General features: G+C 43.8%; 17 protein-coding genes and 1 tRNA gene. 12 read left to right on the top strand and 6 right to left on the bottom strand.

Translation table 11 applies throughout. From position 1 onward, the window contains the following. Nucleotide 1 precedes the first annotated feature (1 nt). Complete coding sequence (gene alaS, locus M3P07_RS14990; RefSeq protein ID WP_249970741.1) at nt 2-2,626, bottom strand: alanine--tRNA ligase; 2,625 nt, start codon at nt 2,624-2,626, stop codon at nt 2-4. A 105-nt stretch (nt 2,627-2,731) separates the two neighbouring features. Here alaS and M3P07_RS14985 point away from each other — a divergent pair, with 105 nt between their 5' ends. The 6 genes from M3P07_RS14985 (at nt 2,732) to M3P07_RS14960 (ending at nt 6,395) form a co-directional block, all read left to right on the top strand. After that, complete coding sequence (locus M3P07_RS14985; protein ID WP_249970740.1) at nt 2,732-3,709, top strand: M23 family metallopeptidase; 978 nt, start codon at nt 2,732-2,734, stop codon at nt 3,707-3,709. Further along, entirely contained in the window at nt 3,709-4,038 is a 330-nt protein-coding gene (locus M3P07_RS14980) for a MerR family transcriptional regulator (protein WP_249970739.1), read from the top strand. The genes M3P07_RS14985 and M3P07_RS14980 overlap by 1 nt, the downstream gene beginning before the upstream one ends. Before the next feature lie 23 nt (nt 4,039-4,061). Next, nucleotides 4,062-4,661: a LemA family protein gene (locus tag M3P07_RS14975; RefSeq protein ID WP_249970738.1), complete on the top strand. Its 600-nt coding sequence runs from the start codon at nt 4,062-4,064 to the stop codon at nt 4,659-4,661. A gap of 2 nt (nt 4,662-4,663) precedes the next feature. Further along, nucleotides 4,664-5,101 carry a TPM domain-containing protein gene (locus tag M3P07_RS14970; RefSeq protein WP_249970737.1) on the top strand — a complete coding sequence of 146 codons (438 nt, stop codon included), beginning with the start codon at nt 4,664-4,666 and terminating at the stop codon, nt 5,099-5,101. After that, complete coding sequence (locus tag M3P07_RS14965) at nt 5,082-5,867, top strand: TPM domain-containing protein (RefSeq protein WP_249970736.1); 786 nt, start codon at nt 5,082-5,084, stop codon at nt 5,865-5,867. Before M3P07_RS14970 ends, M3P07_RS14965 begins: the two co-directional genes overlap by 20 nt. A 90-nt stretch (nt 5,868-5,957) precedes the next feature. Continuing rightward, the gene (locus M3P07_RS14960; protein WP_249970735.1) at nt 5,958-6,395 is read left to right on the top strand and encodes a hypothetical protein; all 438 of its coding nucleotides are present in this window, start codon (nt 5,958-5,960) and stop codon (nt 6,393-6,395) included. Nucleotides 6,396-6,470: 75 nt separating this feature from the next. On the opposite strand, the gene M3P07_RS14955 is transcribed toward M3P07_RS14960, so the two are convergent. Together M3P07_RS14955 and M3P07_RS14950 are read right to left on the bottom strand one after the other, a co-directional pair. Next, nucleotides 6,471-6,941 carry a nuclear transport factor 2 family protein gene (locus M3P07_RS14955; RefSeq protein WP_249970734.1) on the bottom strand — a complete coding sequence of 157 codons (471 nt, stop codon included), beginning with the start codon at nt 6,939-6,941 and terminating at the stop codon, nt 6,471-6,473. A gap of 26 nt (nt 6,942-6,967) precedes the next feature. Further along, entirely contained in the window at nt 6,968-7,375 is a 408-nt protein-coding gene (locus tag M3P07_RS14950; protein WP_249970733.1) for a nuclear transport factor 2 family protein, read from the bottom strand. Nucleotides 7,376-7,591: 216 nt separating this feature from the next. On the opposite strand from M3P07_RS14950, the gene M3P07_RS14945 reads away from it, so the two are divergent. After that, entirely contained in the window at nt 7,592-13,147 is a 5,556-nt protein-coding gene (locus M3P07_RS14945) for an alpha-2-macroglobulin family protein (protein ID WP_249970732.1), read from the top strand. A gap of 10 nt (nt 13,148-13,157) precedes the next feature. After that, complete coding sequence (gene pbpC / locus M3P07_RS14940) at nt 13,158-15,530, top strand: penicillin-binding protein 1C (RefSeq protein ID WP_249970731.1); 2,373 nt, start codon at nt 13,158-13,160, stop codon at nt 15,528-15,530. A gap of 6 nt (nt 15,531-15,536) precedes the next feature. On the opposite strand, the gene der is transcribed toward pbpC, so the two are convergent. Further along, on the bottom strand, nt 15,537-16,838 hold the full coding sequence (der, locus tag M3P07_RS14935; protein WP_249970730.1) for a ribosome biogenesis GTPase Der: 1,302 nt from the start codon (nt 16,836-16,838) through the stop codon (nt 15,537-15,539). Nucleotides 16,839-16,914: 76 nt separating this feature from the next. On the opposite strand from der, the gene M3P07_RS14930 reads away from it, so the two are divergent. Continuing rightward, the gene (locus M3P07_RS14930; protein ID WP_249970729.1) at nt 16,915-17,415 is read left to right on the top strand and encodes a GTP-binding protein; all 501 of its coding nucleotides are present in this window, start codon (nt 16,915-16,917) and stop codon (nt 17,413-17,415) included. A 7-nt stretch (nt 17,416-17,422) separates the two neighbouring features. Here the strand turns inward: M3P07_RS14930 and era are convergent, their stop codons facing one another. Together era and M3P07_RS14920 are read right to left on the bottom strand one after the other, a co-directional pair. Next, nucleotides 17,423-18,307, bottom strand: coding sequence for a GTPase Era (era, locus tag M3P07_RS14925; protein WP_249970728.1), 885 nt, complete (start codon nt 18,305-18,307; stop codon nt 17,423-17,425). Then, nucleotides 18,294-19,661: an alanine/glycine:cation symporter family protein gene (locus tag M3P07_RS14920; RefSeq protein WP_249970727.1), complete on the bottom strand. Its 1,368-nt coding sequence runs from the start codon at nt 19,659-19,661 to the stop codon at nt 18,294-18,296. The genes era and M3P07_RS14920 overlap by 14 nt, the downstream gene beginning before the upstream one ends. 362 nt (nt 19,662-20,023) lie before the next feature. Here M3P07_RS14920 and M3P07_RS14915 point away from each other — a divergent pair. The 3 genes from M3P07_RS14915 (at nt 20,024) to M3P07_RS14905 (ending at nt 22,426) form a co-directional block, all read left to right on the top strand. Continuing rightward, a tRNA-Met gene (locus M3P07_RS14915) sits at nt 20,024-20,096 on the top strand. Between the two features lie 54 nt (nt 20,097-20,150). Beyond that, nucleotides 20,151-21,521 carry a tyrosine-type recombinase/integrase gene (locus M3P07_RS14910; protein WP_249970726.1) on the top strand — a complete coding sequence of 457 codons (1,371 nt, stop codon included), beginning with the start codon at nt 20,151-20,153 and terminating at the stop codon, nt 21,519-21,521. Nucleotides 21,522-21,628: 107 nt separating this feature from the next. Beyond that, a complete protein-coding gene (locus M3P07_RS14905; RefSeq protein ID WP_249970725.1) occupies nt 21,629-22,426 on the top strand; it encodes a hypothetical protein in 798 nt (265 codons plus the stop codon). Nucleotides 22,427-22,449: the final 23 nt, after the last annotated feature.

The raw sequence follows: 22,449 nt of genomic DNA, 5'->3' as shown, positions 1-22,449 counted from the left end.
TTTAGGGTGTTGCTTTCACTATGTCCAGAGCGTTGGCAAGAGCTGATGGGATGCCCGCAGGGTTTTTGCCCCCCGCAGTAGCGAAGAAGGGCTGTCCCCCACCTCCACCTTGTATGTGTTTCCCCAGTTCCCTTACGATGGTTCCGGCATTTAATCCCTTGTTGGACGCCAATTCTTTCGAAATGTAACAGGAAAGCAAAGCTTTTCCATCTTTTTCTGCACCCAACAATAGGAAAAGATTATCGATTTGCCCGCCTATTTCAAAGGCCAAATCCTTGATTCCAGCCGCATCCAATTCCACTTGTTTGGCCAAAAATTGGATGCCATTGATATCCTTCAATTCGGAAATAAGTTCACTCTTAAGTCCTTTCGCCTTATCCTTCAAAAGCTGCTCGATCTGCTTTTTTAGACCTGCATTTTCTTCTTGGAGGCCTGCAACGGCCTTTACGGGGTCGGGAACATTATTGAGTAGGTCTTTAATCTCAAAAAGCATGCGGTTGTTCTTGAAATAGAATTCCTTGACCGCATCGGAGGTAATGGCTTCTATCCGTCGGATTCCCGCTGCAACTGCACCTTCGGAAACAATCTTAAAATGCCAGATATCCGCCGTGTTCTTCACGTGGGTACCCCCACACAGCTCAATGGATTGTCCAAATCGTACGGTTCGTACCGTATCGCCGTACTTCTCCCCAAACAAGGCCATGGCACCTTGATTCATTGCTTCTTGCAAAGGAATGTTTCTGCTTTCTTCCAAAGGCAATTGCCCTTCTATCCGCGCATTTACGAAATTCTCCACATCCCTGAGTTCCTTGGTACTTAACTTTGAAAAATGGGAGAAATCAAAACGTAAATACTTGGAATGTACAGCTGAACCTTTTTGTTCCACATGGGTTCCCAGAACCTCGCGCAGTGCTTGGTGCAACAAATGCGTTGCTGTATGGTTACTTGCCGTTCTCCAGCGTTGCTTTTTGTCCACGGAAGCCTTAAAAGTGCCCGAAACATCCTTGGGAAGGTTCTCGGCGAAATGGACAATCTCGTTGTTTTCCCTTTTGGTATCGATGATGTAGATCACATCCCCATTAGAAGCCTCTAAATATCCTTTATCTCCTACTTGTCCTCCTCCTTCAGCATAAAATGGGGTCAAATTAAAGACCAATTGATATTGATCTCCTCCCTTTTTACTGGTCACCTTTCTGTATTTGACCAATTTAACATCGGCCTCCAAACTATCATATCCAATAAATTCCTGTTCGGAATCATGTAATAACACCTTCCAATCCTCTTTGGACACTTCGGAAGCCGCCCGGGAACGGTCTTTTTGTTCCTTGAGCGCTTTTTCAAACCCTTCGGAATCCAGTATATAACCTTTTTCCTCTAAGATCAAAGCGGTCAAATCAATGGGAAATCCGAAAGTATCGTACAGTTCAAAGGCCTTTTGTCCATCTATGGTTTTTGTCTTGGAGGATTTTAGAACAGAATCCAACAATACTAATCCTTGTTCCAAGGTGCTCAGGAAGGAGCTTTCCTCCTCCTTTACCACATTTTCAATGAGCTGGTATTGCTCCCTAAGTTCCGGAAAGGCTTTTCCCATGGTTTCGCCCAACACTTTTACCAATCGGTAGATAAAGGGCTTGTTGGTTCCCAAAAAGGTAAACCCATAGCGGATGGCACGTCTTAAAATCCTACGGATGACATAACCTGCACCATTATTGCTCGGCAACTGTCCATCTGCAATGGAAAAGGCCACGGCCCTTATATGATCCGCCACCACGCGAATGGCAATGTCCAATTCCTCGTTCTTTCCATATTTCTTCCCTGTTATGGTCTCAATTTCCCGAATCAAGGGGGTAAACACATCGGTGTCATAGTTGGATTGCACTCCTTGAAGGACCATACAAAGTCGTTCAAAACCCATTCCCGTATCCACGTGCTTTTCAGGAAGGCTTTCCAGCTGTCCGTTGGCCTTACGGTTATATTGCATAAAGACCAAGTTCCAAATTTCGACTACCTGTGGATGGTCTTTGTTTACCAAGGATGCGCCGGAAACTTTTGCCTTTTCCTCTTTGCTTCGGATATCCACATGGATTTCCGAACAAGGACCACAGGGACCTTGGTCGCCCATTTCCCAAAAGTTGTCCTTTTTGTTTCCCATGATGATTCGGTCTTCAGGAACGATTTCCTTCCAGAGAGCAAAAGCCTCTTTGTCCATTTCCAAATTATCAGCATCATCACTGCCTTCAAAAACAGATACGTAAAGGCTGTCTTTATCAATACCATAGGCCTTGGTAAGTAGCTCCCAAGCCCACTGAATGGCTTCTTTCTTAAAGTAATCCCCAAAACTCCAGTTGCCCAACATCTCGAACATGGTGTGGTGATAGGTATCCTTTCCCACCTCATCGAGATCATTGTGCTTTCCGCTTACACGAAGACATTTTTGGGTATCCGCCACCCGTTTGGATTTGGGTACAGAATTGCCTAGGAAAAACTCCTTGAACTGGTTCATTCCCGCATTGGTGAACATCAGGGTTGGGTCGTCTTTCATCACCATGGGTGCTGAGGGAACGATCTTGTGTTTTTTGCCTTCAAAAAAACTTAAAAACTGCGCTCTGACTTCTTGGGATGTCATTGAAAATCCTAGGGTTTTATTAAATTTAACACTTTAAGCAAAACAATTTTTATATTTGTTTGTTCTCCTTAAAAAGAATGCGCAAAAATAGGATAAAATCCCTTCATGTCTAAAGTTAAGTACTATTACGATCCGGATACGCTTTCATATCGGAAGATTGAGCCGAAAAAGTCCAAAAAATACCGTAATCTTTTCTTTTTCCTTCTGGGTTCTGCTTTGTTCGGGCTTTTAGGCCTTATTGTACTCCTAAATACCAACTGGTTGAACACCCCAAAGGAACTTTCATTGGACCGAGAGGTTCGCAACTATGAGCTCCAATTTGAGATTTTGACCAAAAAGATGGAGCAGATGGAGCAGGTATTGGCCAATATCGAGGATCGGGACAATAATATATACCGTTTGTATTTTGAGGCCAACCCCATCCCGGAAGAACAACGCCGTGCCGGCTTTGGAGGGGTTAACCGATACAAATCCCTGGAAGGGTTTAACAATTCGGAAATTGTCATCAATGCCACCAAGCAATTGGATATCATTCAAAAACAGATGGTAATCCAGTCCAAATCGTTGGATGAAATTGCCAAATTGGCGGAAGAGAAGGAAAAACTTTTGGCTGCCATCCCAGCCATCCAGCCTGTGCGCAATGAGGACCTTACACGAATGGCATCGGGTTATGGTTGGCGTTCGGACCCTTTTACCAAGGCTCGTAAAATGCACCGGGGCATGGATTTTACCGCTCCAAGAGGAACACCCATTTATGCCACTGGCGATGGCACTGTTCTTAGAGCGGACAATCGTTCATCTGGTTACGGAAAGCACATCCGTATAGATCATGGGTACGGTTATATGTCACTTTATGCCCATTTGAGCAAGTACAATGTAACCAAGAAGCAAAAGGTAAAACGAGGTGACTTGATTGGATTTGTTGGAAATACTGGACGCTCCGAGGCACCACACTTACATTACGAAGTCTTTAAGGACAAGGAACGCATTAACCCCATTAACTTCTACTACGGAAGTTTAACGGCGGAAGAGTTTGAGAATATGCTCAAGTTTGCCAATCAGGAGAACCAATCCTTGGATTAATGCACATAGATCTTCCCGAAAAACGTTATTATGGCATTGGCGAAGTGGCCAAGGCATTTGGCGTGAACACCTCTTTGATTCGTTTTTGGGAAAAGGAGTTTGATGTACTGCAACCCAAGAAAAATGCCAAAGGCAATCGCAAGTTTACCCCCCAGGACATTAAAAATCTACAGCTAATCTATCATTTGGTAAAGGAACGGGGGTTTACCTTAGAGGGTGCCAAAATCCATCTGAAAGAGGACAAACAAAAAACTCTTTCCAACTTTGAGGTCATTCAGAAACTACAAAAAGTAAAGGCCGAACTGCTTAAGATCAAAGAACAACTATAAACATAAACACTAAAACCGGGAACATGAAAAAAGGTATTCTTGCCATCATTGTATTAATTGCCCTTGCTGTGATACTGGGAAGCTGGTACGTAAACACCAATAACACCCTAGTTGACATGAAAGGTCAGGCCACAAAGCAATGGGCCAACGTGGAAAGTTCGTATCAAAGAAGAAGCGACCTGATAGGCAACTTGGTCAAGACCGTGCAAGGGGCGGCAGATTTTGAACGTGGAACGTTAAAAGATGTAATCGATGCACGCGCAAAAGCGACTTCGACCACTATAGATGCCAATAATATTACACCAGGACAATTGGCTGCTTTCCAAGAAGCACAGACCGGATTATCCTCTGCACTTTCCAGATTGTTGGTCACCGTGGAACGCTATCCAGATTTAAAGGCAAGCCAAAACTTTTTGGAACTGCAATCGCAATTGGAGGGAACCGAAAATAGAATCAATGTAGAACGGAACCGATTCAACGAATTGGCTGGAGATTACAACATCAAGATTGAAAAAATTCCAACCAATATTATAGCAAATCTTGCCAATTTTGATGCTATAGCGCTATTCAGTTCCAATCCAGGCACCGAGAATGCCCCCGATGTCAACTTCGAATTTAATTAAGCATGTCCAAAGTAGAAGATTTTCTAACGTTTGAGGAAGAACAGGACATTGTTGCCGCCATTCTTGAAGCGGAAAAAAATACATCTGGAGAAATACGGGTACATATTGAGTCCACTGCAAAAATGGATCATTTTAGCAGGGCACAACAGCTGTTCCATTTCCTTAAAATGGATAATACCAAGGAGGAAAACGGAGTACTTATCTATGTGGCCGTAGAGGATAAAAAATTCGTCATTTACGGCGATACGGGAATCGACCGTGCCGTTCCCAAAGGTTTTTGGGAATCTACAAAAGAGGTGATTTCCTCCCATTTTCAAAACGGGAACTATAAACAAGGAATTGTTGAAGGGGTATTGCGGGCCGGAAAAGAATTACGTGCCCACTTTCCTTGGGACCAAACGGATACCAACGAATTGAGCGATGCCATTTCCAAAGGGTAGTTTTCTTCTTGCATTTTTATGTATCTCCCTTTGTTGGGGGCAATTTACCATACCCGAAAAACCGAAGGTACAGACGAGTGTCTACGATTATGTAAACTTGCTTCCCAGCAGCCAAAGCAAAGCTTTGGAGCAAAAGCTCATCCGATATTCCGACAGTACTTCCACACAAATTGTGGTGGCCATTATTAGTTCAACGCAGGGGGAGGATATCAATTACCTCGGCGCACAATGGGGGCACAAATGGGGGATAGGACAGGCCGATGAAGACAATGGAATCTTGATCTTACTCGCTAGGGATGACCGGCGAATAGCCATCAGCACAGGCTATGGAACAGAAGGTTCCCTTACCGATTTTATGTCGAAACGTATCATTGAATACGTCATTATCCCAGAATTTAAAAAAGGGGATTACTACAGCGGGCTTGACAAAGGTTCCGATGCAATTTTTCAGGTACTCAATGGCGAATTTGAGGAAGACAGAACCTTTGGGAACAACGAGGGCTTTCCCTTGGAGAAATTCTTGCCCCTGATCATCTTTCTTATTGTTTTGATCATTCTGTTCCGAAAAGGTAGAAACAATAGAGGCGGCCGAGGCGGTGGAAGAAACCGCGGTCCAGACCTGTGGGACATGATCATTTTGAGCAATATGGGACGTAGTTCGGGATCCTCCGGAGGTTTTGGAGGTGGCGGATTTGGTTCCGGAGGCTTTGGTGGGGGCTTCGGAGGAGGCGGATTTGGTGGCGGGGGCGCTTCTGGGGGATGGTAGACAAAATCCAAAGCGATTCCACCCTATTTGTAGATGACCTTGCACAACGCAACTTTTTTTGATAGCTTTTATCTAACTAAAAAATACCTCATGACACTTAAACAACTTTTTCTCCTTGTACCCACACTTCTTATCCTGTCGTGTTTGAATACTGATGATGAAGACTGCTCCACATTATGTCCACGATCGAGCGTTTTGGCTTTTGATATTCGCCTAAATGGCAGCAACGTGTTTGATAATGGCACCTATAGCTTTAACGATGTTACCGTAGACGATGAGAACACCTTGTTCTCCTTGGAGTCAATTTCGAGTCCAATCCTTTTGCTTCAAGACCCAGATTGGGGTGACGGCACATACAATTATTTTATCAGGCTAAGTGATGAACACTCCTTCACCGTAAATGCCACTTTTGAGTTTTCACAAGCAACGGAATGCTGTTTACCAATTCCCGTACTTTCGGAGATTAGAATAAATGACATTAATGTAGAGGTTCCCCTGACCGACGGTATTGCAACCGTGAATCTTTAAGGGTTACACCTTGCCAAGCTTAAATTGGGGATACCAAGGTGAATGCAAACCGGCACATCCACCAAAAGCCTAATATTACTCCATTGGGGAGCTATGGGTGGCAATGGCTCTTACCTTGCCTTCTTTTTTCTGATAAACATCAGTAAACCTCAATTTCAAAATGGTGGTGTCCTGTTTATCGCTGCCCAAAATCACCATTTTTTCCCAGCCCCGAACCACGGCAACATCCCCATAAAGCTGTACGTCCAAGTCGTGATACTTGATTTCATCAAAGGAGTAGTCAGCGGTACTAAATTCATCAATTGTCGCTATTTTGTTTGAAGTACTCCCGTCACCGGAACCGGAATACACCCAACTATCATCCAACACTTCAATAAGTGGACCCGCGTCGCCCTTTAAATAGGCGTTGGTCCAGGTATGAAGCAAGTCAAGGGCCTCCTCTTTGGTGATTTCATCCACTATTTCAGGTTCGACAACAGGGGTTTCCGTTTGTTTACATGCGGCAAATACTACCATTACCGCCATGGTCAATGCAGTTCTTATCATTGTTAAAAAGTTGTTTGGATTAGGAGTTAGTCAACGCGTTTGTAAAAAATCTTGTTCACGATCTTCCACTCTCCATCTATCTTGAGCAGATTCATGAAATCAACAAAGGTGAAATCGGGATATTCCAGTTCCAATCTGGCATTGGCCGCATGGCCCGATATGGTAATTTCTGCTATCCTGTTTTTCCTATTTACCCGGTCTCCTGTTTTCATTTTACTAAAGAATTCCAGGGCATTTACCTCCTTATAGCCCACGTCGGTGATGTATTTCATGGTTGCGGTTTCATGGAAAGCCTTTTTTAGGGTATTGAAATCCCTATTGGAGCCCCCTTCCATATAATAATTCAAAGTTTGTTCCACCAGTTCATAGTCAGATTGGGCGTTTGCGCTGAAGAAAAACCCAACGGAAAAAAATAATAGCAAAAGATTGCGCATGATGTTCGTTTTTAAGTTGTTATGAAGCTTGAAGATATTGCTTTTAAGAGGCATTTGAAATGGGCAAAATCATAAATATTTCATAAGGTTCCATCCATTCAAACGGGCCATCCGTAAATCATAATGTGCTCTTCATAAGATCACGCCCCCTCTCTCATCGAATTTAGGCTATCTTGTCTCTGGCAAAATAATTGTTGAATTAATTTCCTTTTCAAGATGGTACGTTTCCTTCGTTTTTTTTCAGCCTTTTTACTAATTACCACAATTTCCTGCAAAAAGAAGGCAGATCCGGACAGTCTGGACAACCTCTTCAAATTCAAGGATTATATAAGTTACCATACCCATGGACACCAGAGTGTTTCCTCTCCTATCCGCATAGCTCTTTCCCAGCAATTGGATCAATATGAATTAACCCAGGAACTGCCCTTGGAATACCTGAAAATTTCACCAAAAGTGGATGGGAAATTGGCCATCGAAAATGGCACCGAACTGGTTTTCCAACCAAATGAACGACTAAAACCAGATACCGAGTACACCCTAACACTGCATTTACACAAGCTGTTTGAAAATATCGACAAGGACTACGAAACCTTCACCTTTGGATTCAAGACCCTGACCCCCAATTTCAAGATCAATCTGGATAATCTTCAGTCTTACAGCAAAGACTGGCAGTATCTCACCGGAACATTGGAAGCTTCCGATGTACTACCAGCTTCAAAAATAAGATCTGTCCTTTCCGCTTCCCAAGGAACAGGAAAAATGTCCATCCAATGGGAAAACACAACGGAAGATGCCAGCTATTACAATTTTAAAATTGATAGCGTAGCACGTCAAGTCGATGATTCGGAATTGGTTATATCATGGAACGGTTCCGCCCTAGGGGTAGATAATAAGGGAACGGAAAGCTATACCATTCCAGGCTTGAACAAGTTTGTGGTTATGGATGCCAAGACCTCAACAGGTACCAACGCCGCCCTTAGCTTAAATTTTTCAGAGCCTTTACAGGAAAATCAAAACCTTAATGGTCTAGTGACCATTGAAGGAGCCGAAAGTTTGCGATTTGAAACAGACGGGAACGTTCTCCGGGTATATCCGTCCAATAAAATTGTTGGCGAAGCACAGGTACAGGTTTTTGAAGGCATAAAGAGTGTTTATGGCTACAGCTTAAAAAAACAATTTTCGGAGTACGTATCCTTTGAACAGCTCAAACCCAATGTCCGATTGATTTCCAAGGGTACAATTTTACCGAACGCGACAGCGACCCCAATATATTTTGAGACCGTCAATCTTTCGGCCGTGGAGGTACGCGTTATTCAGGTGTACCAAGACAATATGCTCCAATATTTACAAAACAACGACCTAAGCCCGCAATACCGTTCAGATTTACGACCGGTTGGGCGCAGGGTTGCTTTTAAGGTGCTACCCCTGCTAAAGAACAAGGAACAAAACAATAGCTATTGGAAGGCCCATGCACTTGACCTTTCAGAGATCGTCCAAATAAGCCCGGGTTCCCTCTACCGTGTTGAATTTAGCTTTAAGAAAGAGCACACTACCTATAATTGTGGGGAAACTGATGAAACTTACGAAATTGATGGTTCAGGAACTACCGATTTGGAATCAGAAACCCAGGAAGAACGCTATTGGGACAACGAAATCTACTATTGGAGAAATGTGGATTACAATTGGGAAGAACAGGACAATCCTTGCCATCAAGCCTATTATAATTATGACCGAATTGCGCACACCCATTTATTGGGAAGTGACCTAGGGTTGATCGTAAAAAAAGGCAACAACAAAACCTATCATTTTGCCACTACCAATCTCTTGTCGACCAAACCTGAATCCAATACAAAAATTAGATTGTACAATTTCCAACAACAGTTGATGGGCGAAGTCTTGACCGACGCCACCGGTTTAGGAATTTTTGATTCGGACAAAAGCCTTGCTTTTGCCGTAGCCGAAAAAAACGATCATTTTGCCTACGCCAAGTTGGGCGATGGAAATGCGCTTTCCTTAAGCAAATTTGACGTATCGGGACAAGAACTGCAAAGTGGATTGCAGGGGTTTGTTTATACGGAAAGAGGTGTATATCGACCAGGGGACACAGCCCATTTGACCTTCGTTTTGGATGACCGCAACAATCCCTTACCCGAAAACCACCCAGTAATCTTAGAAGTGAGTGACTCACGAGGCAAATTGGTACAGCGAACTGTATTGAAGGATAATGCAGTTCCAATTCAAAATGGACTTTTTGCCAACAGGGAGGGTAAATTCTATTATTTTCCAATACCAACCAAGGCAAATGCTCCCACCGGAAGTTGGAACACAAAGATTATTGTAGGAGGGGCCCAATTCCACAAGGACCTTAAGGTAGCTGCCATAAAACCCAACCGGCTAAAAGTGGATTTCCAATTTGAAAACGAGATATTAAAGGCCAATGAAACCAACAAGGGAGAGGTAAAAGTGCAGTGGCTCCACGGTGCCCCTGCCCGAAATTTAAAAATCGATATCAACACAAAACTTCAGACAGCCAACAATCCTTTTCCAGATTGGGAGGGATACGTTTTCCAAGATCCTGTTCGAAATTTTGATGCAACCGAACTTCAATTTGTGAACACCACATTGAATGCCAATGGTGTTTTGGAAATTGACGAAGAAATAAGGGCCAGCAAAAAAGCACCCGGAATGCTCCAGGCCGTTTTTACCACCAAAGTTTTTGAAAACGGCGGGGACTTTTCTATTGATGTATTTACCAAAAAATTGGCTCCCTTTTCCCATTTTGCGGGACTTCGTTCGCCAAAAGCGAAGCGGTACGGCTCTTTTCTAACAGATGACAATAACACTTTTGAAGTGGTGAGTGTAAACAGTCAGGGAGAAAATTCCAGCAATCGGAAATTGAAAGTACAGGTATTCAAAATTGAATGGAGATGGTGGTGGAACCGGGGTCGAGACAATCTATCCCGTTATGAAAATGCCACCGTACATAGACCGTATAAGGAGCTAAACATTACCACAAATTCGATGGGCAAGGCAAACTTCGACCTCAACATTCCAGATGAAGATGGAGGGCGATTTCTAATTCGGGTATTGGATGAAGCATCGGGCCATGCAACAGGCCGCACCGCCTATTTCTATAGAAATTGGTGGAGATCCCCTTCTTCGGGAGACAGTGAAAGTTCCAAAATCTTGGTGTTTTCGGCCGACAAGGAAAAATACAGCTTGGGAGAAGAAGCTATCGTGACCTTTCCCTCGGATAAAGGTGGTCGTGCCCTTGTTAGCGTCGAAAATGGGTCAGAGGTCTTATCACAGCAATGGATTGAAACCTCATCCCAAGAAACGCAGGTCAATATCCCCATTACTTCGGAAATGGCACCGAATGTCTACGTAAACATTTCTTTGCTACAGCCACATGGTCAAGTAGCCAACGACCTCCCAATTCGTTTATATGGAGTGGTCCCCCTATTGGTAGAAAATCCAGCTACATTTTTGGAGCCCAAACTCCGACTACCCGAGGTGCTGCAACCGGAAAAAGACTATACCATTAGTGTTTCTGAAGCGAGTGGTAAACCCATGACGTATTCCGTAGCTGTTGTGGACGAAGGGCTATTGGACCTTACACGGTTTAAAACACCAGATATCCATAGCGCATTTTACGCCAGACAAGCCTTGGGGGTTAAAACCTTCGACATTTTTGACGATGTGATGGGGGCTTATTCCGTGAGTGTTGACAACATATATGCCATTGGGGGCGGGGCCATTGGCGAAGGTGCCAAAAATCGGAAAGCCCAACGATTCAAACCTGTTGTGCAATATCTTGGACCTTTTGAACTAGCAGCAGGGGAGAAAGTAGAACATAGCTTAAATATGTCCAACTATGTCGGTTCCGTGCGAACTATGTTGGTAGCGGGCAATAAAAAGGGTGCTTATGGGAACGCCGAAGCAACAACCCCAGTGCGTAAACCGCTGATGGTTCTGACCTCTATCCCAAGAAAACTATCCCCAGGAGAAAAAGTGACCATTCCCGTTACTGTTTTTGCCATGGAAAAGAAAATCAAAAACGTGAAAGTGGCCATTGAAGCGGGAAAAGCCTTGGAACCCTTGGGGGGTACCACTAAGAACATTGCCTTTTCCGATGTTGGGGAGCAAATTGTAAATTTTGAATTCAAAGTGAACCCTTCCAGTGCTTACCAACAGATAAGGGTTGATGTAATAGGTGCTGGCGAAACAGCCTATAGTGAAACGGAAATCGATGTGGAAAATCCCAATCCCATTACCACTAAAAACTCCTTGTACACAGTAGAAGCGAATCAAACAAAATCCATTTCGCTGGAAACTTTCGGTACTTCTGGAACGAATACAGCCGCTATAGAATTTTCGACCCTACCGCCCATGGATTTTTCCGGACGGATTGAATATTTGCTCCGATACCCGCATGGGTGTGTGGAACAAACTACTTCTGCGGCATTTCCACAACTGTTTTTGGACGAAGTACTCGACATCACTTTTGACCGTAAAAAAGAAGCTGAAAAAAACATCAAGGCTGCCATTAAGCGCCTTAACGACTTTCAATTGCCCAGTGGAGGATTAAGCTATTGGGCCGGATACGGAAGTGCCAACGATTGGGGAACATCCTATGCCGGACATTTTATGTTGGAGGCCAAAAAGAAAGGGTATCAATTGCCACTTACTTTTTTGAGCAACTGGTTACGATATCAAAAGAACACGGCCCAGCGATGGAGCAATCAACAAACCCGGTACAACAATGACATTGGGCAAGCATACCGCCTTTATACCCTGGCTTTGGCCCAACAACCAGAACTTGCAGCGATGAACCGATTGCGGGAATCCAACAATCTCAGTAACGAGGCTAAATGGCGTTTGGCTGCGGCCTATGCCCTTTCGGGCAAACATGGGGTGGCCAAGGAACTTGCGCAAAGCGCCAATATCAATTTTACCTCCAACACCTATGATTATCGTACATACGGTTCCGTTTTTCGGAATAGGGCAATGGCCTTGGAGACCATGGTAATCCTCGGCGATACCCAACAACGCGGATTGGCGGAATCCTTGGGTAAAAACCTATCTTCCCAAAGGTGGTATAGCACCCAGGAAACAGCTTTTGCGCTGTTATCCCTTTCCAAAATGGTCGCTAAAAATGGAGGTAAGTCCATACAGCTAACCTATACCCACAATGGAAAAGAAATTCAGGTAAGGTCAGATAAGGCCATCGCACAAAGAAGTTTGCCCATATCGGCCTTACAGGATGAAATACATGTCAAAAACGAACAGGGAAATGTTATTTATGCAACCCTTGTTCAAAGTGGTAAACTTCCAGTTGGTAAGGAGTTGGAACAGCAAAAAAACCTTACGTTGTCCGTAAGCTACCAGGACGCTTCGGGAAGTTCTTTGGATATAGCCCAATTGCGACAAGGGACGGAGCTACGGGCGCAAATTCGTGTATTCAATGCCTCCAATGATGCTATAGACAATGTAGCCCTGACACAAATTGTTCCTAGTGGTTGGGAGATCGTGGACACTTCCTATGCCGTTGGAAACAATGAAAACATGGGAAATGCCGATTATGTGGATACCAGAGACGACCGTACCCATTTCTATTTTGACCTGGGGTCCAAAAAGGGAAAAACCTTTACGGTTAAACTCAATGCATCCTTCCTTGGGGATTACTATTTACCCGGTGCCCAGGCCGAAGCCATGTACGACAATAATTATTTGGCTCGAAACAAAGGCCAATGGATAAAGGTAATTCAGTAGTGCAAATTTGATGGAAAACAGGGATTCCATAGTGATGAGAATTGTGCTTAAGTATAAGTTTAGGCTTATTGCGTTTTTGGCAATAGTTCTTCTTTGGATGTTTTGCTTGCCCAAACATCTTTTTAAGGACCCAGTATCTACTGTGGTAAGCAGCGCCGATCATGTTTTGATTGGGGCAAGGGTGGCGGAAGATGGTCAATACCGCTTTCCGGAAATGGACTCAATTCCCACACGGTACGAGCAATGTGTCCTTCTGTTTGAGGATGAACATTTCTACAAACACCCTGGTTTTAATCCCGTTTCCATTCTTAAGGCCATTAAACATAACCTCACCAAAAAAAGTAGGCGCGGCGGAAGTACCATTACACAACAGTTGGTTCGATTGAGCAGAAAAAATAAAAAACGGACCTATTGGGAAAAGGGAATTGAACTTTTTATGGCCACTCGTTTGGAGTTTAAGTACTCCAAAAAAGAAATTCTTACGCTTTACGCCAGCCATACCCCCTATGGAGGAAATGTGGTTGGATTGGAAACCGCTTCATGGCGATATTTTGGAATCCCAGCCCATGAGTTGAGTTGGGGACAGTCGGCTTCTTTGGCTGTGTTGCCAAATGCACCTTCCTTGATTTTTCCAGGTAAAAATGAGGGAGCCCTGCGGGCCAAACGCAACAGATTGCTGAAAAAGTTGTATTCCAGGGAAATCATTGACGAAACCACATACGAACTGGCTATTGCAGAGCCCTTGCCACAAAAACCTTTGCCGCTACCCAACATTGCTCCCCATTTAACCGAACGGATAAAAATGGAACATCCTGGAACCCATGTTCAAACTTCCTTAGATCGGCATTTGCAAATTCAGGTAAACCGATTGGCGAGGCAGCATTCCCAAAGATTGAAAGGCAACGAAATCCATAATCTAGCCGTTTTGGTTTTGGATGTGGAAACCCGAAAGGTACTGGCCTATGTGGGCAATGCCCCCACTAGTGTGGAACACGGTAATTCTGTAGACATCATAACAAAGAATAGAAGTACAGGGAGTACGCTTAAACCCTTTTTATTTACCTCCATGTTACACGAGGGCGACCTTTTGCCCCATAGTCTGGTGAAAGATGTTCCCACGGTCATCAACGGTTATCATCCCGAGAATTTCAACAAAAAACATAGTGGTGCAGTACCAGCAAGTCTGGCCCTAAGTCGTTCCTTAAACGTACCCGCTGTTCGCTTACTTCAACAATTTGGGCTGCAAAAGTTTTACAACAAGCTTCAAAAAATGGGACTGCAATCATTGACAAAACCTGCAGAACATTATGGTCTGCCCCTTATTCTTGGAGGTGCTGAAAGTTCGCTATGGCAAGTAACCAACGCCTACGCTGCTACAGCATCCACCCTCAACCATTATGTGTCCAATTCCAGTACCTATAGACCTTATGAATTTACAGAAGCCCGTTATGCTACAAATGAAAATATCGATTTTGGAGAAAGTCAATTCGAAGCCCCCTTATTCAATGCTGGGGCCGTTTACCACACTTTTAAATCCCTAAGGGATGTAAACCGCCCGAATGGGGATGAAAACTGGGAGTTTTTTGATTCCTCACAGCCCATTGCCTGGAAAACAGGAACCAGCTTTGGGTTTAAGGACGCCTGGGCAGTTGGGGTTACACCAAAATACGCCATTGGTGTATGGGTGGGCAACGCCGATGGGGAAGGTAGACCGGGATTAACTGGAATTACAGCCGCCGCACCCCTGTTTTTCGAAGTTTTGGGTCAACTTCCACCAAGCGGTTGGTTCCTTGAACCCTACGACGACCTTGCCGCACTTGAAACGTGCAAGGATAGTGGGTTTGTCGCTTCCGTGTATTGCAGCGAGGTTGAAGAAACGCTTCTTCCTGAACAGGGGGAAAGAACTGCTGTTTGCCCTTACCATCAGCGCATTTTCTTGGACGCTAACGCCACTTACAGGGTAAATTCCAGTTGCTACCCTTTGAAAGACATTGTACCCAAAAATTGGTTTAAGCTACCTCCCATTGTGGAATACTTCTATGCCAATACCAACCCCAATTACGAACCACTTCCCCCGTATTTGGAGGGTTGCCAGGGTGGGGAACTGGCTAAAATGGAGTTTATCCATCCAAGAAGCAATGAAGAAATCCTGCTCCCGAAAGATTTTGGTTCCATTGCCCAAGAAGTTATTTTTAAATTGGCGCACCAACAAAAGGACAGTACCGTCCATTGGTACTTGGACGAGACTTATGTTAGTTCAACATCGGATTTTCATGAAATAGTCCTGCCACTTGGTGAAGGTAGCTATTTACTAACCGCTGTGGACCACACAGGAAACCGCATTCAGCAGAATGTCAAGGTCAAGATTGCTTCGGAAAACTAGAATCCCCTATTTCTTTCGCATAAAGATGGTGATGGGTACTCCGCTAAAATCAAAATTCTCCCTAAGCTTATTTTCCAAAAATCGTTTGTAGGGATCCCGCACATACTGCGGTAAATTACAGAAAAAGGCAAATTGGGGGTAGGGCGTTGGCAATTGGGTGCAAAACTTGATTTTCACATACTTCCCCTTATAGGCTGGTGGTGGGGTATGCTCAATGATGGGCAGCATGATATCGTTCAACTTTCTGGTAGGAACTTTTTTTGAACGGTTCTTAAACACATCCACTGCCGTTTCAATTGCTTTGAAAATCCGCTGTTTAGTCAGCACCGAAATAAACAGGATAGGCACATCATCGAATGGCTCAATGGCCTTTTTGATTTTTGCGGTGAAATCGCGAACGGAATTGGTCTCTTTCTCTACCAAATCCCATTTATTGACAAGAATCACGATGCCTTTGTTGTTGCGTTGGGCCAACCAGAAAATGTTCTGCACCTGCCCATCAAATCCACGGGTAGCATCCAGTAACAAAATGCAGACATCGGCATGTTCAATGGCCCTTACGGACCTCATCACCGAATAGAACTCCAAATCTTCCTTTACCTTGGCCTTTCTTCGGATACCCGCCGTATCCACCAAATTGAATTCGAAACCAAATCGATTGTATTTGGTATCGATACTATCCCGGGTGGTCCCAGCTATGTCGGTTACGATATAACGTTCTTCCCCGATAAGGGCATTTATAAAAGATGATTTACCGGCGTTGGGTCTTCCCACAACGGCAAATCTTGGAAGTTCGCTTTCCTCCTCTTCGATATCGGGCAGTTCTTTTACAACGGCGTCCAAAAGGTCTCCCGTTCCACTTCCATTAATGCTTGAAAGGGAGTAATAGTTCCCAAGTCCCAAAGCATAAAACTCCACGGCATCGGCTTGTCGCTGGACGTTATCCACTTTGTTTACCGCCAAAAAGACGGGTTTGTTTACTTTCCTAAGCAATTTGGCCACATCTTCGTCCATTCCGGTGACCCCAGATTCCACATCGACCATGAAGATAATTGCATCCGCTTCGTCAATCGCAAGCTCCACTTGTTTGTCGATTTCCTTTTCGAAGACATCGTCACTTCCAACCACATATCCTCCAGTATCGATTAGGGAAAATTCCTTTCCATTCCAGTCACTTTTTCCATAATGACGGTCGCGGGTGACCCCACTAACAGCGTCCACGATTGCTTCGCGACGTTGTATTAGTCTATTGAAAAAGGTGGACTTACCAACATTGGGTCTTCCCACAATGGCCACTATAGCACTCATCCGCATTAAATTTTGGCAAAAATACCATTATTTATGAAGAAAAAATGATACCTTTTTTTTTCAATTTCAACCACTTATGAGTGATTTTACCAACGAGATAGTGCTTAGGCCCCGTTTTGAAGTTCCCCTAAAGGAAGATTTGGATCGGCTTAAGACGGTTTTTGACCGTAAGGCCCCCCACCCCTTCTTGGTAAAAAGGTTGGATGAACACGTATATATCCGCTTTAAAAAATCGGAGACCAATTTTTGGACCCCCCAAGTGCATTTGGAGTTGACCTCATTTGAAAAAGGTATCAGTAAAATCCATGGGGTTTTTGGCCCCAATCCTACCCTTTGGACCTTTTTTATGTTCCTTCATTTTGGGGTGGGCACTGTGTTTATCATTTTAGGGGTATTTGCCTATTCCAAGTACTCCTTGGGGAACGATGTTACCCCTTGGTTGGTGGGCATGTTTTTCTTGGTAGTTATTTGGTTTGCCCTATATGCGTTCGGACGGTTGGGAAAATCAAAGGGAGGTCCACAAATGGAACAGCTCAAAACGTATATCAAAGAGTTGATTTCCGAGCTAAAACGTTAAACTGCCATCAACCATTATAGCCAAAACGCTTTAATTGCTGGGAACTGCTCCGCCAGTTCTTGTTTACCTTCACGTAGAGCTCAATATGAACTTGTTTGGCGAAGAATTTCTCCAAGTCCTTCCTTGCTTGCACCCCTACCTTTTTTAAGGCACTGCCCTTGTGCCCTATAATGATTCCTTTTTGGGTATTCCTCTCGACCATGATCACGGAACGGATTCGGATAATATTCTCATCTTCTAAAAATTCCTCGGTTTCCACTTCCACCGCATACGGAATCTCCTTTTTGTAGTTGAGCAGTATTTTTTCACGTATGGTCTCGTTTACAAAAAAACGTTCAGGCTTATCGGTCAGTTGATCCTTCGGATAAAAAGGGGGAGCTTCTGGTAGCAGCTCCAATATTCTTTGAAAAACTTCCTCGACATTGAAATTCTCCAAAGCCGAAATGGGATGGATTTCCGCTTTGGGCAATAATTTTTGCCAATGTTGGATCTGTTCCTCCAACATTGACTGTTCCGAAGTGTCTATTTTGTTGAGCAACAGAAGTACAGGTATCTTGCTATTCTCAATTTTTTTGAAAAAGGCCTCATCTTTCAGACCTTTTTCACCTATTTCCACCATGTACACAAGCACATCAGCATCCTCAAAAGCGGATTTCACAAAATCCATCATGCTGGTTTGCAGCTCGTAGGCAGGCTTAATAATTCCCGGGGTATCCGAAAGAATTACTTGAAAATCATCACCATTTACAATCCCCAAAATACGGTGACGGGTGGTTTGCGCCTTGGAAGTGATGATAGAAAGTTTCTCGCCCACAAAAGCGTTCATCAATGTGGATTTGCCCACATTGGGATTACCGATAATGTTTACGAAACCTGATCTATGCTTTTTCATCCTTTAATTTAGAAAAATACTGTTTAGCCGCGGCGTTTACTTTTGGTGATAGGTAAAGTACAGCGATCATATTCGGAATGACCATTAGTGCATAAGCCAAATCAATGAGGTTGATCACAAGATCAACGGAAGCAACCGCTGCAAAAACTATGGTTACGACAAAATAGCCATTGTAAAACTTGCCAATCTTGGCGTTGGTCAAAAAAGACAGGCATTTTACTCCATAATACGAATAGGTGAACAAGGTAGAAAGGGCAAATGCAGCTACAATGATCATCAACAGTACATCACCATATCCAAAAAGTGATTTTTTAAAGGCAATCAATGTCATAAGGATGCCGTTGCTCTCTGCTTCCAAATATGCGCCACTCAAAATAATTACAATAGCTGTTAGGGTACACACAATTATGGTGTCGATAAAGGGTCCCAACATTGCCACCAATCCTTCTTGGACGGGTTCGTCCGTTTTTGACTGACCGTGATACATAGGGGCACTTCCGAGACCTGCTTCATTGGAGAACATGGCGCGCCGAACACCGAGAATTACCAATCCCCAAAAACCACCTTTAACCATGGTATCAAAGTTAAAGGCCTCCGTAATGATCAATTTTAATGAAGGTAAAATATCACCGCTATTGGTTGCCATTACAACCATTACGGCCACAAAATAAATGAGGACCATAAAGGGAACAATGGCCGATGCAACACGTGCGATTTTCTTAAGTCCTCCAAAAATTACAAAGGAGGTAATTATCGCTAACGAAATCCCAACTATTAGTTTCCAATTGAAATCGCCAAGCACTGCCAAATTCTCATCCGGCTTCACCACATTCATAAAGGTTTGGGTAAACTGATTGGCCGTAAACACGCCCAGAAAACCAAAAAGTCCCGCAATACAGAAAAAGGTGGCAAGCGGTTTGGCTTTGCTGCCAATACCCTGGGTAATATAAAACATGGGGCCACCTTGCAACTTTCCGTCCGAATCTTGTCCGCGGTACATGATTGACAAACTACATGAATAGAATTTTATGCACATTCCGATCAATGCAGTGATCCAAATCCAAAACACCACTCCGGGGCCACCCATATATATGGCTATGGCCACTCCGGAAATATTGCCCAAGCCGACAGTAGCGGCTACCGCAGCGGACAAAGCCTGTAAATGGCTTACATCTCCTTTAGCTCCCTCTTTGTCATGTTTACCAGCAGTTATGGCAATAGCATGCCCAAAATACCGGTAGGGTAAAAATTTAGATCGAAATACCAAGAATAATCCGCCGCCTATCAACAGGATGAGCATGGCCCATTCTGTGTATGGCAGCATTGCGGATAAGAAATCGTTGACTTGTTCCATGGTTCCGAAGGTAAATATTTATGCGGTAAGGACAAGAACTAATAATCCGATAATCCGAACTTCCAGCATCCAATCAGATATTGGGGTCTAACCACCCATTAACAACTTTCAGATCAAAATATTTAGACTGAGACCAAGGCTTCGTTCAGTATTTGTTCGACCAATTGATTTGGATGTACTTCATTTTTCAAATCAAAGTCTCGTTAAATTTGGAAATAAAGGAAAAACGGTTGTATATTTGCCGTCCACATCGCGGGATAGAGCAGTATCCTTCGACTGGGCTCAGGATAAAGTACCTACTTTACTTTTGGGAAAAGAAAAAACAAAGAAATCGGTTAGTAAATTCCGATTAAAACATATATCGCGGGATAGAGCAGTAGGTAGCTCGTCGGGCTCATAACCCGAAGGTCACAGGTTCGAGTCCTGTTCCCGCTACAAGGCCCAAAGGCAACAAAGACAACGGATTGTGTACCAGCAATCCGTTTTTTTATGGCCACAGTTTCGCTATTTTTGAAGACCGTACACGATACCGTACACGTTTTGGGCAAAAAACCTTCCTTTTCCGAACCCAAGATCTACACCGGCGGCATAGACCCTTCCGAGTGGTCCAAACTGTCCAAAAAGGAAAAAGAGGACGCACTTTCGAAGGACTGGTATGTCTATTGGTCCTATCGCGACCCCAATACCGGGAAACTCAAACGCCAGCCCAACATAAAGGCAGGGGCCAACAGGATGGCCAACAAACGAGAACGCCTGGCACATCTCAGGACATTGAGCCGGAACCTGCTGTTCCTACTGGACAAGGGATTCGACCCCTATTCGGACAATACGCACCTTCTACCAATGTTCGATCCGGCCAATGAAGAGATTCAGCAACAAACTGGGATTGTTGCGCCAAAACAGGACAAGCCCGTTACTGTGGACACAACAATCTCAATTGGGACCGATTCTGGAAAAACTACCCTTATCAGTGCGGTTGATGATGCGTTGGCATTCAAATCGCACACCCTTAGTGCAACCTCTTTCTCGAGGTTCAAGAGCAGGGCGAACCAATTTAGCGAATGGGCTCGCAACAAATTGGGCAACGATCTTGCGGTGGAGGACCTTGACCGAAAGTTGGCAATGGAGTACCTGCGGACCGTATTGGAGAGGACCAGCGCTAGAACACACAACAATACCAAGGCCGACCTTAGCTCATTGTTCCAGTTCTTCGAGGACAATGGTCTTATCACCAACAATTTTGTCAAGGGCATCCGTTCCTTGCCTACAAAACCCAACCTACATAGGACCTATAGCTTGGACCAACTTAAAATGTTGGACAACTATTTGGCCAGCAACGATCCTGTCCTATTGCTCTTTGTCAGGTTCGTTTCATATGCCTTCCTAAGGCCAATAGAGGTATGTAGACTTCTCGTTGGTGACATCGACACTGTCAACAAACTGATCCATGTACGGACCAAGACAAAGCAAAGGGCAACAAAGATCCTTCCCGACATCCTTTTGGAGCACTTACCTGACCTTAGCGCCTTTGACCCTAAAAGTAACTTGTTCGCTTTGGATAGTATCGGGGGTTATTGGGACACCCTAGAGGACAACAAAAGGAACCATTACAGCAAACAATTCAAAAAAGCCAAGGATGCCCTGGGTCTCGGGAAGGAATACGGTCTATATAGTTATCGCCATACCTTCATTACACAGGTCTACCATAAATTGGCAAAGAAGTTCCCACCGGCAATGGCAAAGGGGAAATTAATGCTTATAACCGGACACACAACTATGTCCGCACTGGAAAAATACCTAAGGGATATCAATGCTGAATTACCAGAGGACTACTCACATTTATTGAAGGAGTTGGAATAGGGTATCCAAATAGGGTGTTATACCCTATTGACGACCAACAAAAAAATTGTTGCACCCATCAACAGATTGGTCAGACAATTTGCCAGTTTCTCTATTTTTACCACACTATGTCATATTTTGGCCAATTTAAAGGACATGGACTAGGGTCCATGGATGAAGATGAACGCAACAATTTCCTTGTTGAAGAAGGTCTTTTTCAACAGGTATACCGTATTACCCTAAACAATGGGGTCAATCAGGTATACCCCTTGGACACCCCTCCCATCCCGCAGCCCACAAAGCAACTTATGGATGATCTTTATGGTTTTCTACTTGATAGGTTCATAGAGAGTATTACTACCCCCTATTATGCGTTCTATTTGGACTTTGAGGACGAGATCTTTGGATTGGACAAAGAATCTGAAAAAAAGGTGGCTCTGGGGTATTTCAAGGTTTTTTCCGATCAGATCTTGACCAGGACAGTCCGGTTTTTCAATACCACAAGGGACAATAATGGTATTGAAAGGGTAAAGGGACTCGCTAAAATGGAGGTGTTGTTGGGCCAACAGGAGGCCATTAAAAACAATCTGGCCAACTCTTTTCTGCTCATACCCTTTCTTGAGGGCAACAATGTCTATTTTGATAGGGTGAATGCATCGACAAATGAAGAATTTACTCGTTTCATAGAATTTGAAACCGTATTTAAGATTGTTGTGTCCTTGAATGAAATCTATGGTTTTGAGAAAGACTACAAAAGTGACAACACGGAAGCAGTAAAAAGCACATTTGAAACCACGCAGAAATCCTCAAACAAAATAAATACTAGCAGCTTAACAAATCAACAAAAGAAGAACAGACCGATAACCGATCAGCAGGCCATAGATTACTTAATAAACAATGTGTTCACTAAATCAAAGAGTAAATAAACAATTCTTGACTTTTGCTACAC

This window comes from Flagellimonas myxillae (genome assembly GCF_023502235.1).
Classification (GTDB): Bacteria; Bacteroidota; Bacteroidia; order Flavobacteriales; family Flavobacteriaceae; genus Flagellimonas; species Flagellimonas myxillae.
Note: the sequence above shows the minus strand (reverse complement) of the source record. Positions and strands in the feature narration are given on the sequence as shown.

Bases quoted from the DNA above. Each gene is read 5' to 3' on its own strand.
- alaS (WP_249970741.1), bottom strand. From the start codon at position 2,626: ATGACATCCCAAGAAGTCAGAGCGCAGTTTTTAAGTTTTTTTGAAGGC.
- M3P07_RS14985 (WP_249970740.1), top strand. From the start codon at position 2,732: ATGTCTAAAGTTAAGTACTATTACGATCCGGATACGCTTTCATATCGG.
- M3P07_RS14980 (WP_249970739.1), top strand. From the start codon at position 3,709: ATGCACATAGATCTTCCCGAAAAACGTTATTATGGCATTGGCGAAGTG.
- M3P07_RS14975 (WP_249970738.1), top strand. From the start codon at position 4,062: ATGAAAAAAGGTATTCTTGCCATCATTGTATTAATTGCCCTTGCTGTG.
- M3P07_RS14970 (WP_249970737.1), top strand. From the start codon at position 4,664: ATGTCCAAAGTAGAAGATTTTCTAACGTTTGAGGAAGAACAGGACATT.
- M3P07_RS14965 (WP_249970736.1), top strand. From the start codon at position 5,082: ATGCCATTTCCAAAGGGTAGTTTTCTTCTTGCATTTTTATGTATCTCC.
- M3P07_RS14960 (WP_249970735.1), top strand. From the start codon at position 5,958: ATGACACTTAAACAACTTTTTCTCCTTGTACCCACACTTCTTATCCTG.
- M3P07_RS14955 (WP_249970734.1), bottom strand. From the start codon at position 6,941: ATGATAAGAACTGCATTGACCATGGCGGTAATGGTAGTATTTGCCGCA.
- M3P07_RS14950 (WP_249970733.1), bottom strand. From the start codon at position 7,375: ATGCGCAATCTTTTGCTATTATTTTTTTCCGTTGGGTTTTTCTTCAGC.
- M3P07_RS14945 (WP_249970732.1), top strand. From the start codon at position 7,592: ATGGTACGTTTCCTTCGTTTTTTTTCAGCCTTTTTACTAATTACCACA.
- pbpC (WP_249970731.1), top strand. From the start codon at position 13,158: ATGGAAAACAGGGATTCCATAGTGATGAGAATTGTGCTTAAGTATAAG.
- der (WP_249970730.1), bottom strand. From the start codon at position 16,838: ATGAGTGCTATAGTGGCCATTGTGGGAAGACCCAATGTTGGTAAGTCC.
- M3P07_RS14930 (WP_249970729.1), top strand. From the start codon at position 16,915: ATGAGTGATTTTACCAACGAGATAGTGCTTAGGCCCCGTTTTGAAGTT.
- era (WP_249970728.1), bottom strand. From the start codon at position 18,307: ATGAAAAAGCATAGATCAGGTTTCGTAAACATTATCGGTAATCCCAAT.
- M3P07_RS14920 (WP_249970727.1), bottom strand. From the start codon at position 19,661: ATGGAACAAGTCAACGATTTCTTATCCGCAATGCTGCCATACACAGAA.
- M3P07_RS14910 (WP_249970726.1), top strand. From the start codon at position 20,151: ATGGCCACAGTTTCGCTATTTTTGAAGACCGTACACGATACCGTACAC.
- M3P07_RS14905 (WP_249970725.1), top strand. From the start codon at position 21,629: ATGTCATATTTTGGCCAATTTAAAGGACATGGACTAGGGTCCATGGAT.